General features: G+C 41.9%; 9 protein-coding genes. 4 read left to right on the top strand and 5 right to left on the bottom strand.

Annotation, left to right across the window (positions count from 1 at the left end):
- The coding region (locus Q0338_RS00995; protein ID WP_298085134.1) for a DUF4214 domain-containing protein at positions 1 to 803 on the bottom strand (803 nt) is incomplete at its 3' end.
- Positions 804 to 1,130: 327 nt separating this feature from the next.
- Between Q0338_RS00995 and Q0338_RS00990 the strand changes: the two genes are divergently transcribed.
- Genes Q0338_RS00990 through Q0338_RS00975 form a run of 4 tightly spaced genes read left to right on the top strand, consistent with a single transcriptional unit; the run spans position 1,131 to position 6,484 of the window.
- Positions 1,131 to 2,204 carry a SapC family protein gene (locus Q0338_RS00990; protein WP_298085133.1) on the top strand — a complete coding sequence of 358 codons (1,074 nt, stop codon included), beginning with the start codon at positions 1,131 to 1,133 and terminating at the stop codon, positions 2,202 to 2,204.
- Positions 2,201 to 3,928, top strand: a complete 1,728-nt coding sequence (locus tag Q0338_RS00985; protein WP_298085132.1) for a type I secretion system permease/ATPase — start codon at positions 2,201 to 2,203, stop codon at positions 3,926 to 3,928. The genes Q0338_RS00990 and Q0338_RS00985 overlap by 4 nt, the downstream gene beginning before the upstream one ends.
- On the top strand, positions 3,928 to 5,211 hold the full coding sequence (locus Q0338_RS00980; protein ID WP_298085131.1) for an HlyD family type I secretion periplasmic adaptor subunit: 1,284 nt from the start codon (positions 3,928 to 3,930) through the stop codon (positions 5,209 to 5,211). The genes Q0338_RS00985 and Q0338_RS00980 overlap by 1 nt, the downstream gene beginning before the upstream one ends.
- Positions 5,201 to 6,484, top strand: a complete 1,284-nt coding sequence (locus Q0338_RS00975; protein ID WP_298085130.1) for a TolC family protein — start codon at positions 5,201 to 5,203, stop codon at positions 6,482 to 6,484. Before Q0338_RS00980 ends, Q0338_RS00975 begins: the two co-directional genes overlap by 11 nt.
- Here Q0338_RS00975 and Q0338_RS00970 read toward each other — a convergent pair.
- The 4 genes from Q0338_RS00970 to Q0338_RS00955 form a co-directional block, all read right to left on the bottom strand.
- Positions 6,477 to 7,676: a glycosyltransferase family 1 protein gene (locus tag Q0338_RS00970; protein ID WP_298085129.1), complete on the bottom strand. Its 1,200-nt coding sequence runs from the start codon at positions 7,674 to 7,676 to the stop codon at positions 6,477 to 6,479. The genes Q0338_RS00975 and Q0338_RS00970 overlap by 8 nt on opposite strands.
- Entirely contained in the window at positions 7,669 to 8,520 is an 852-nt protein-coding gene (locus tag Q0338_RS00965; RefSeq protein ID WP_298085128.1) for an NAD-dependent epimerase/dehydratase family protein, read from the bottom strand. The genes Q0338_RS00970 and Q0338_RS00965 overlap by 8 nt, the downstream gene beginning before the upstream one ends.
- Entirely contained in the window at positions 8,510 to 9,541 is a 1,032-nt protein-coding gene (gmd, locus tag Q0338_RS00960) for a GDP-mannose 4,6-dehydratase (protein ID WP_298085127.1), read from the bottom strand. The genes Q0338_RS00965 and gmd overlap by 11 nt, the downstream gene beginning before the upstream one ends.
- The coding region (locus Q0338_RS00955; RefSeq protein ID WP_298085126.1) for a glycosyltransferase family 1 protein at positions 9,541 to 10,596 on the bottom strand (1,056 nt) is incomplete at its 5' end. The genes gmd and Q0338_RS00955, both read right to left, overlap by 1 nt.

Genomic DNA, 10,596 nt, shown 5'->3' with positions numbered 1-10,596 from the left:
TATCTTAGATCAATCGTATTACCTGTATCTCCGGTAATCTTAGCGTTAAAATACTGGATATTTACAAGGTTAGGCGTTCTTGAGGAGCCAGTACCTTCATCATTATGTGATCTACCAAAGGTTGCATTTACAGTATTGTCACTTCTTCCTATTACACCAACTAGTCTATCTTCATCTTGTAAAGTATTGATATAGTCGGTTCCGCCAGGGTTGTAGCCCATAGGAGCCTCAAATACGTTTGCAACAGCTTCGTCAGTGCTAGTAGTCAAAGTCTTAGTCTCACCGGCAGCTTTTGGAGTAGAAACCCACTGATTATCATCAGACAGAGAGTCAACGTAAGCTTTAGCAGCGTCATAGCCCTCTTTAGCAGCCTTATCTACTGCGTTTACATAGAGGCTTCTATCTTTTGCATCAACATTGTCGCCTTGATCAACTACATAGTCTGATATTTTAACTTTATTAGTAAAAGCCACTTCATTGTTTTTTTCTGCAGACTTTATAAGCTCAGAAACAACATCGCCGCGAGAGTAGGTTTTTAGGGCATTTACCCAAAAGTTAACACCCGCAGGATCATCTTGATACGTTCTACCCAGTACATTTTGGTAGATATGGTTTATGAAAGCCATATTGTCGTCTAAAGACGAACCAAAGAAAGCTTTCGCGGTAGCGGTATCTAAAATCGCCTTAGCAGCACTGGCCATAGTATAATCGCCTTTCTGCCACCATGCATTTCCGTTTGCTTCAGAAGCTCTTCCAAGAAGAGTTACGTAAAGCTGAGAAACTTGAGTTTTTGTTAAAGCCATTAAGGACTCCTTAAAATGAAATTTGGTAGTTGCAAAGACTCACCATAGTAGAGTCAACCGAGATAAGGCAACCGCAGATGAGCCTACTAAGGTCTGCTCTGTGTCCTACCTACTATCGATAGTACTTTTGCAAATACTTAAGGGTTATTATAACATAAAAGCTAGGAAATAAGTTTAATTCATTATTAAAAACAGACGAAATTTACCGAAAATTTGAGAAAATTTTAAAAAAAATTGTTTTACTTTGGCACTTTTTAAATATATTTTAAGTTTATGGGTGATAAGATTGCGTTTTGACAAAAAACTATTTCAAACGAAAGGAAGTCAGTGGGTAGAAAAGCAAGAGAGATAATCGGCGGAACGGTTTTAGTAAAACAAAACGGCGACTTTTGCAAAAATGAGAGCGAAATAGAGATATACAAGACCAAACTTATGGACATAGCAAAGAGATATGGAGCTCAAATTTACGGCTACTACATAGGCAAGACGAGCGTGATGCTGTATCTGCAAAGCGAGGACATAGCTAAATTTATGCAGATATTAAATAGTTCCTTTTCAAGGGAAAGAAACAAAAAAAGAGGAGACGAACCGATCGGCAAGACGGAGAGATACGAAGCAACCATAGTCGGAGATAATGAGAAAGATGACGTGGCTAAATTTATAAAACAAAACGGCGGAACGGTCTTTGTCAAGACCAGCAAAAATATCAGTATAGACAAAAAACATAGCATAAATAATATAAAAAAAAGGAAAAACATGAACATAGCGGCCCTGCATTCAGATGAACACAGAGACCTAAGATATGTGGGTGGCGCCCTGCCCGATACTCCAGTAGCAAAAATCACGATATCGGAGATGAAAAGGTGCGCTGAAAATTTCTGCATAGTCTTTACTAACGAGATAGTGCCGACAATGCTAGTGCTACTCGGAGATGAAAATTTTAACGGCTACGTACCCGCAAGTCTGAAAAACTATCCGTTTTTACTCGGTAATGCAAATGGTAAAAGAGTACTCTGCGTAGACATGGACTCTGAGCAGATCCAAAAAGGCGGCGAGGAAGGCGAGATACTATTTGACAAAGAAGGCAACAAAAGCGAATTCTTGGGTAAAGTAGTGTCGGCGCTAAAAAACTACGATGCGGATTTTAGAAAAACGGAAGCAATGATGGAAGAGATAAAAAAAGCAGGAATTTTAGTCGATAAAGAGCTAAATTTAAAAGTAGGCGAGGAAAACTACGTACTAATGAAGGGCTTTTCGATCGTGAGCAAAAGCAAGCTAAACGAGCTGGATGACAAAACCTTGGCAATGTTCGTTAGAAACGGATATATGAATCTAATCAACATACACCTAAGCAGTTTGGGCAACTTCCAAACTCTAGCCTCAAGGATACTTTCAAAATGAACACATCCAAAAAAGAAAACGAACTAAAAAGCATACTCAGAAAATCCAAAAAGTGCTTGATATATGCGGGTATCTTTAGTGCTTTCGTAAATTTACTGATGCTGACGCCTCCTTTATACATGCTTCAGCTTTACGGCCGCGTGGTAACATCAAGAAGCTTAGATACGCTCACTATGCTTACTTTAATAGTAGTGTTTCTATTTGTAACAATGGGGCTTTTTGAGATACTTAGATCGCGCGTACTGATAATATTTGCCAACCAGATGGATCAAAATTTATCAGGCAGGGTTTACGATGCGATATTTAAACTAGCAGCAAGAAATCCGTCAAAAACTACTTCGCAGGCGATGAGTGACATAAATACGCTCAAGCAATATCTAAGCGGAAACGGAGTGTTTGCATTTTTAGATGCTCCGTGGCTACCGATATATATCGCGATACTATTTTTATTTCACCCGTACTACGGTTGGTTTAGCGTGTTTGCGGCGATTTTTCTTTTTATCCTTGCACTTTTAAATGAAAATGCGACAAAAGATGGACTCAAAAACTCAAATGACAGCTACAAAAAAGAGATGCGTTTCGTAGATTCAAATTTGAGAAATTCCGAGGTTATACAAGCTATGGGAATGAATGCAAATTTGAGAAAAATTTGGAAGAAAAAGCATGATGAGTTTTTAAACTCCCACTCGGACGCAAGCTCGAAAGCTGGGATTTATGCAAATATCAGTAAAACAGCACGCGTCACCTTTCAGTCCCTGATGCTAGGCCTTGGCGCATACCTCGTCGTAGAGATGGAGATAACTCCAGGTATGATGATCGCAGGCTCCATAATCATGGGTAGAGCCCTAGCCCCGCTTGATATCTTGATAGCTAGCTGGAAAAACTACAAGGGCGCAAAAGAGAGCTACCAAAGGCTGGATAAATTTTTAGATGAAATTCCTGCCGAAACCAATAGAGTAAGACTCCCTGACCCCGTAGGGAATATAGAGTGCCAGGGCGTATCTCTGGTGCCGCCTAATTCAAAAACACTATCACTCGCGGATGTAACCCTAAGCCTAAACGCCGGAGATATGTGTGCAGTGATAGGACCGAGCGCGGCAGGCAAAAGCTCGTTTGCCAGAGCGGTGCTAGGCGTATGGCCTTTGTTTAAAGGAACAGTTAGGGTAGACGGCGCGGATATAAACCAATACGACAGCAACCACCTCGGAGAATTTGTAGGGTACTTACCGCAAGACGTGGAACTCTTTGAAGGAACGGTAGCTGAAAATATAGCAAGATTTGGCGAGCTAGACTCCGAGGAAATAATAAAAGCGGCAAAACTAGCCAACGTGCATGAGATGATATTAAATTTACCGGAAGGCTACGATACAAAAATAGGTATGGGCGGCTCAAGCCTAAGCGGAGGGCAAAGACAAAGGATAGCTTTGGCTAGAGCATTTTATAAATCGCCTAAGATAATCGTACTGGATGAGCCAAACGCAAGCCTCGACGAAGCCGGAGAAAGAGCGCTACATCAAGCCCTGCTAAATATGAAAGGCAAAGCTACTATCATCTTGATAACGCATAAGCTAAACATACTGGGAATAGTCGATAAAATAGCGGTTCTAACCGCCGGCAGACTTATATATTTCGGTCTAAGAGATGCCGTACTACACGAGCTTACCAAAAATCAAAACCAAGCTGTGCAGCAACAGGCTAAGCAAAAGATAACAGAGGAAAAATAATGATACTGTCTGACGAAAGAGGAACGATAAGATTTGGCCTACTAACTATTTTGATATTAGTTGGAGTGTTTGGCGGCTGGGCAGCTTTTGCTCCGCTTAAAGGCGGTGCAGTAGCGGTCGGCAAAGTAAGCGTGATAAATGATAAGAAGGTCGTACAGCACCTAGAAGGCGGCGTCGTAGACGAAATTTACGTAAAAGACGGCGATAAGGTAAAAGAGGGAGACATACTTTTAAAAATAGGAAACTCCAGACTTCAGGCCGAACTTAATGCTTCTGCAACGGAGTACCTACAAAACGGTGTCTTGGAAGCCAGACTAATAGCACAAAGAGATAACGAAAAACAGATAAATTTTAGCGATGAACTAAAAAAACTGGAGGGCTTCAAAGAAGCTTCAGAGGCGCAGATAAGCATCTTTAATGAGCAAAGAAAAATGCTAAGTGACGAAAAAGAGATACTAAACCAGCGCATCTCTCAACTCTATAAGCAAATAGACGGGCTAAATGCCATAATATCCTCAAGAAAACTAAGAGCAGCATCGCTAGATGAGGAGATAAAAGAGTGGGATAGGCTATATAAAGAACAGCTAAGTGATAAGATAAGACTTAGAGACTCAAAACGAGAAAAAATAGCCGTTGACGGCGAGATAGCCTCAAGTACAGCAGAGATTGCTAGACTAAACGTCCAAATAACCGAAACAAAATCTCAAATCATTTTAAGAGAGAGAACCTTTAAAGAAGACGCCCTAAAGCAGCTTGAAAGCGTAACAAAGTCAATAAATGCACTAAGATCAAGATATATAGCCCTAAACGATCAGCTTGCTAGAACCGAAATTAGAGCTCCGGCTAGCGGAACGATTGTAGGCATGATCGCCCATACGGTAGGCGGAGTAGTCGGATCGGGCGAATCGATAATGTATATCGTGCCGGATAGCACGGAGTATATAGTAGAAGCAAGGATGAACATAACAGATATAGACAAAGTCACGACAGGACTATTAGCTGACGTGAGATTTAGTGCATTTGAGCTTCAACAGGCACATGTGGTAGAGGGCGAAGTCATATATATATCGGCTGATAGCCTACAGGACAACAATGGATATCAGTTTTATAAGATAAAAGTCAAACTCACCAACAAAGGCGTAAAAGAGCTAGAGCATAATAAATTTTTCTTGCTTCCGGGTATGCCTGCGGAGGTAGTGGTGCAAACAGCCGATAGAACGGTTCTAAGCTATATCTTAAATCCGTTTACGAATATGTTTGAAAGGGCGTTTAATGAAGATTAAAATTTTATCCCTACTTGCCGCGCCGATACTTTTGTCGGCGCAGTCCGCAAGCTTATCTCAAGCCTATAATATGGCTCTAGGCAATGACGAAGAGTATAAATACTATATGTATAACAGTCTAGCCGGAGAGCAAAGGTACAATCAAGCCTTATCTCAGTTACTACCTACCATAAACGGCGACCTATCCTATCATGGCGACAAATATAAAAGATTTAATAAAAACAGCAATGAAAGCTACACGAGTTACGGCGTGACACTAAGGCAGCCAATATTTCAGCCCTCTTTGTACTATCAAAGACAGCAAGAAGAATTAAGGATGCAAGGAAGTCATATCGAGCTAGAACATAGCAGACAAGAGCTTGCCAAAAAAGTAGCCAAGGCGTATTTCGAGCTAGCTTATGCTAATGCAAATTTAAAACTAGCACTAAGCTATCAAGACGCGCATAAGGCCAAATTTGAGCAGATGGAGCGATCGCTCTCGCTAGGTTTAACCAATAAAATGGACATGCTCGAATCAAAAGTGAGATACGATGAGTCGATGCTAGGCGTAAGCAAAGCACAAAGAAGCATAGATATAGCCAAGATGTCGCTTTTTAAACTAGTCGGACAAGACATCGATACTATGGAGTATTTTGAAAATATAAATATTGATTTTTTCAAAAATCTCGACCTTATAAAATATAGCGATATAGAGCAAAATTTAGACTATAGACAAAGTGCCCTAGTGACACAAATAGCCGAAAAAGAGCACACTAAGCGTAAAAGCGAACACTTGCCGACCATCGACTTTTCTATAGGCTACTCAAATAACGATTACAAGGATGATAGAGCTTTTGGCGATAAAAATCATAGGGTTGAAACCAATATCCGTCTAAATATGCCGATATTTTCAAGTTGGTACACAAGCTACAGGGTTGAAGAAGGCATGTTTTTAAGGCAAGCTAGCATCTCTAGACAAAACGATACTAGAAAAAATGTCGATATCGCGCAAAGACAAGCCACCATCAACCTCCAAAACTATATCCAAGAGTACGACATAAACGCAAGGTCACTCGAGCACGCTAATGTATACGAACACTCGATAGAGCGGGGATACGAAGAGGGGCTAAAGGATCTAGTCGATCTACTAGACGCTAAAGCTAGAGTCCACAAGATAAAAAATGAACTAATAGCTTCGGCCAGAAACGTAGTTTTAGCCTATCTTGAGCTTGAAAGCCTAATAAATGACATAAACGAACAAAGCATGAGCAAGCTTGAGAGCGCGTTTAACTAAGCAGTTTTAAAAACAGCTCATTATGAGCTTTGGCGGACTTTGCCCAAGAAAAATCTTTGCAGCGGCGAAGTCCAATCCTCGCGAAATCTTCCCTCATTTTCTCGTCAGTAAGTAAAATTTGTAGCTTCTCTTTTAAGTCCGCTTCGTTTAAAGGATCGAAATAAACCGCATCTTCGCCATAAATTTCTCTAAAAACTTCGATATCAGATAATGCCACCGCACACCCGCAAGCCATCGCCTCAAGCGGCGGGATACCAAAACCCTCATAGACTGACGGATATACAAAAACGCTAGCCGAGCTATAAAGAGCCGCCAGCTCCTCGTCCGCGACAAAACCCGCAAATTTGATATTTTTATTTTGATTTATGAGCTCGTGGATTTGCGAGTTTTCCCAGCCTTTTGCGCCGACAATAACTAGGTCAAATTTAGCCTGCAAATCGCCTGGAAGTAGATTGTAAGCTTTAATAAGCGTAGCGAGATTTTTTCTAGGCTCGATAGAGCCCGCAAAAAGGATAAATTCTTTTGTCAAATTTAGCTTAGCCTTTACAACTGCTTTTTGCGTATCGTCTTTTGGGTAAAAAACTTTATCATCATAGCCGTGGTATATCACGCTGATTTTGCTTTCATCAAATCCTAAAATTTCCACAATCTCGCTTTTTGTAAAATTTGATCCCGTGACGATATGCGTGGCTTTTTTGATGTTTCGCATAAAAAAACGCTCGAAAAACTCAATCCTGTCTTTAGGATGAAATTCTTTAAATTTGATAAAGGTAAAATCATGCACAGATACTATGATATGTTTGACCTTGATATTAAGCGGGATGAAATTTGGCTGAAAATATAGATCGAAATTTTGTTTACTGATATTGTGCTCATTTAATTTTCTTAAAAGAAATCTCAAATTTGTTTTTATTTTTTGTGGCAGAAACGATAAAAAACGCTTTGCGGGGCGTAGAAGTCTTTGCTTAAATGCTTTTGAGGACGCCTCTTGCAGATCGTCGTTAGCTAAATTTAACTCTTTTGAAATAAACCCATAGTCGTAAAATGGATCAAATTTCTCCTTGTCCAGCCTTTTAACGATCTCGTATGTATATCTACCAATGCCAGTTAACTGTGCAATGAGCGGCTTTGCGTCGATTAAAATTTTAGCTTTGCCCTCTTTTTTTGGTGCGCAGTTTTTAAATTTACTCATTTTCATACATCCATTTTAGCGTTTGTTTGATGTGCGTTTTGCATAAATTTAGCCCGTTTGCTTCAAGCCTCGCGGTATCGGCAGTTATTTCCTCAGGCTCGTCCGCTCGCATAAACGCGGGATTTTGCTCGACTGTTATATCGCGCCCCGAAATTTTTCTCATAAAATCTAAAATTTCACCTATGCCGTGCCCTTTGCCCGAGCCGATATTAAAAATCCTCTCGCCGGTCTTTAAATTTAAAAGCTTTTCGTAAATTTTAACCACATCTAAAACATTGTTGTATTCGCGCTTCGGGGTTAAATTTCCAAGCTCTATGACGCTAGCGTTTCGCTTAAAATGCGATACGATTTTAGGAATCAAAAAATTCACGCCCTGCCCCACTCCCGTGTAGTTAAACGGGCGCGTTATCAAAATATCAAGGTCGTAGTCCTTTGCTAAATTTTCCATTTGAAACTTACTTTTAGCATATGCAGATAGAGGATGCGGCGTCAAATTTTCGGACAAGACCCTAGCTTCTTGCGCGCCGTAAACCGAAGCCGAACTTGCCAAAATCACTCTTTTTGGCTTTTTTCTTTGCTCGCTAAGCGCATCAAGCAGGTTTTTACTGCCTGCAACATTTACCTTAAAAATAAGCTCCGCATCGCTTGGCGCAAACGAAATACCAGCCAGATGGATCACGAAATCAGGATCAAATTTGAGGGCGTCTTTTACGCTTTTTATATCGCAGATATCGCAGTTTTGCGTCGTAGCCTCAAAGACTTCGTAGCCTAAATTTTTTAGATGCGCGCACAAATACCTTCCGCTAAAGCCCTCCGCGCCCGTTACGAAAACCTTAGAACTCAAAGCCGCGCTCTATTTTTTTAAGATCGGCCTTAACCATCATAGCGCAAAGCTCTTCGACGCCCGTTTTCGCCCGCCAGCCAAGCTCTTTTTTGGCCTTGCTCGCATCGCCGATGAGCAAATCGACCTCGGCCGGACGATAAAACTGCGGATCGACTTGGACTAAAATTTTGCCGTTTTTATCGCGCGCGACCTCGTTTTCGCCCTCGCCTTCAAATTTTAGCTCGATATCAAGCGCCTCGAAGCTAAGTCTCACAAAGTCGCGAACCGTCGTCGTTTCGCCCGTAGCTAGCACGAAGGTATCGGGCCTATCGTACTGCAAGATCGCATGCATGCCTTGGACGTATTCGTAGGCGTAGCCCCAGTCACGCTTGGCGTCCATATTTCCCAGCTTTAAAACATCGGCTTTTTTCAGCGCGATCTTTGCGGCGGTATTTGTGATCTTTCTCGTAACGAACTCAAGGCCTCGCAAAGGACTTTCGTGATTAAACAGTATGCCGCTCGAGCCAAAAATATCGTAACTCTCGCGGTAATTTACCGTGATAAAATGCCCGTAAAGCTTAGCCACGCCGTAAGGCGAGCGCGGATAAAACGGCGTATCCTCGCTCTGCGGGATAGCTTGCACCTTGCCAAACATCTCCGAGGTGCTGGCTTGATAAAATTTGATATTTTTATCTACGATGCGCACGGCTTCGAGCAAATTTAGCACCCCTATGCCGGTAGCGTTTGCCGTGTGAAAAGGCTCTTTGAAGCTAACTCCGACAAAGCTTTGCGCGGCAAGGTTATAGATCTCGTCCGGTCTAACCTCGGAGACGACGCTTAGGATGTTAAAAGGATCGGTTAAATCCATCTCTAAAATTTGCAAATTTTCGTTTTGCGCGACTTCAAGCTCGTTTAAACGCCACAAATTTAGGCTCGCCGTTCGTCTGCACGTGCCGTAAACTTTATAACCCAGCTCTAGAAGATACTTCGCCAAATAGGCTCCGTCTTGCCCTGTAATGCCCGTGATTAACGCTTTTTTCATTATAATTCTCCTGTTAAAATTTGATAAGCCTGCTCGGTGCTTTGTCGCCACGATACAAGCTCTATCAGGTCTGATTTGATGTGTTTGTCCTCTTTAAAATCCCCGAGCCACTTCTCTATGGCGCCCGCTAGATCATCGTCATCCTTAAAAAAGGTCGCCGAGCCATTTGAAACCTCTTTAAACACGTTAAGCTCGCGCGCTATTATCGGGATCTTGTGGATAGCAGCCTCAACGAGCGGCAAGCCGAATCCCTCGGCTCTGCTTGCGGCGATAAGGCAGCTCGAGTTTTTATAAATTTCATCCAAAAGCTCGTCGCTGACGAAATTTAGATAAATAAGCCTTTTGCCGTTTTCCTCGTGTTTTTTTATCTTTTCGTAAAGCTCATCGACCATCCAGCCGACCTTGCCCGCGATGACCAAATTTATATCAATACCCTTTCGCCACAACGTCTCAAACGCCCTTACAGCCGCATCATGACCTTTTCTAGGCTCGAGCGTTCCGACCATTATAAAGGTCGGTTTGGAGCGAATTTTATCTAAAATCTCAAGCGAGGCTTTATCGAGCCCGTAGCTTGGCGCGGTCGCTTTTATATCGCAGCCAAGCTTCATACTTTTTATGATTGGCGGAATTAGCAGATCATTTTTAGCGATATACTCTTTCACGTCGTCTATGACAGCATCCGATATACATACAAGACCGTCCGCTACGTTTATAACAGCTTTCGCCCAGTGGTCGTGATTGCCGGGAGAAACGGATGGCACAAACTGCGGATATAAAATCGGGATAAGATCGTAAATGACGAAAAACAGCTTGACGCCCTTTGCCCGGAGCCTTTGATAAACGCCGTTTTTGTATGCGTTTACCGCGCCGATAGGCATATAATCAAGTCCGTAAAATATATCTCCCTCGCTCATATCGGCCGCTTCATTTACGGCGTTCCACTCTTTTAGCCCGTATAGATCCCTCATAAAATCTTTAGCGCAAAAATACGTAGAGCGCAGATCGTCGTAATATATCGGCTCTATTTGGTAGGCTAAATTTCGCATTTGCAAAAG

The sequence above is a fragment of the uncultured Campylobacter sp. genome (assembly GCF_938018145.1).
Classification (GTDB): domain Bacteria; phylum Campylobacterota; class Campylobacteria; order Campylobacterales; family Campylobacteraceae; genus Campylobacter_A.
The sequence above is the reverse complement of the archived record's forward strand: the minus strand, read 5'-3'. Positions and strand labels throughout refer to the sequence as shown.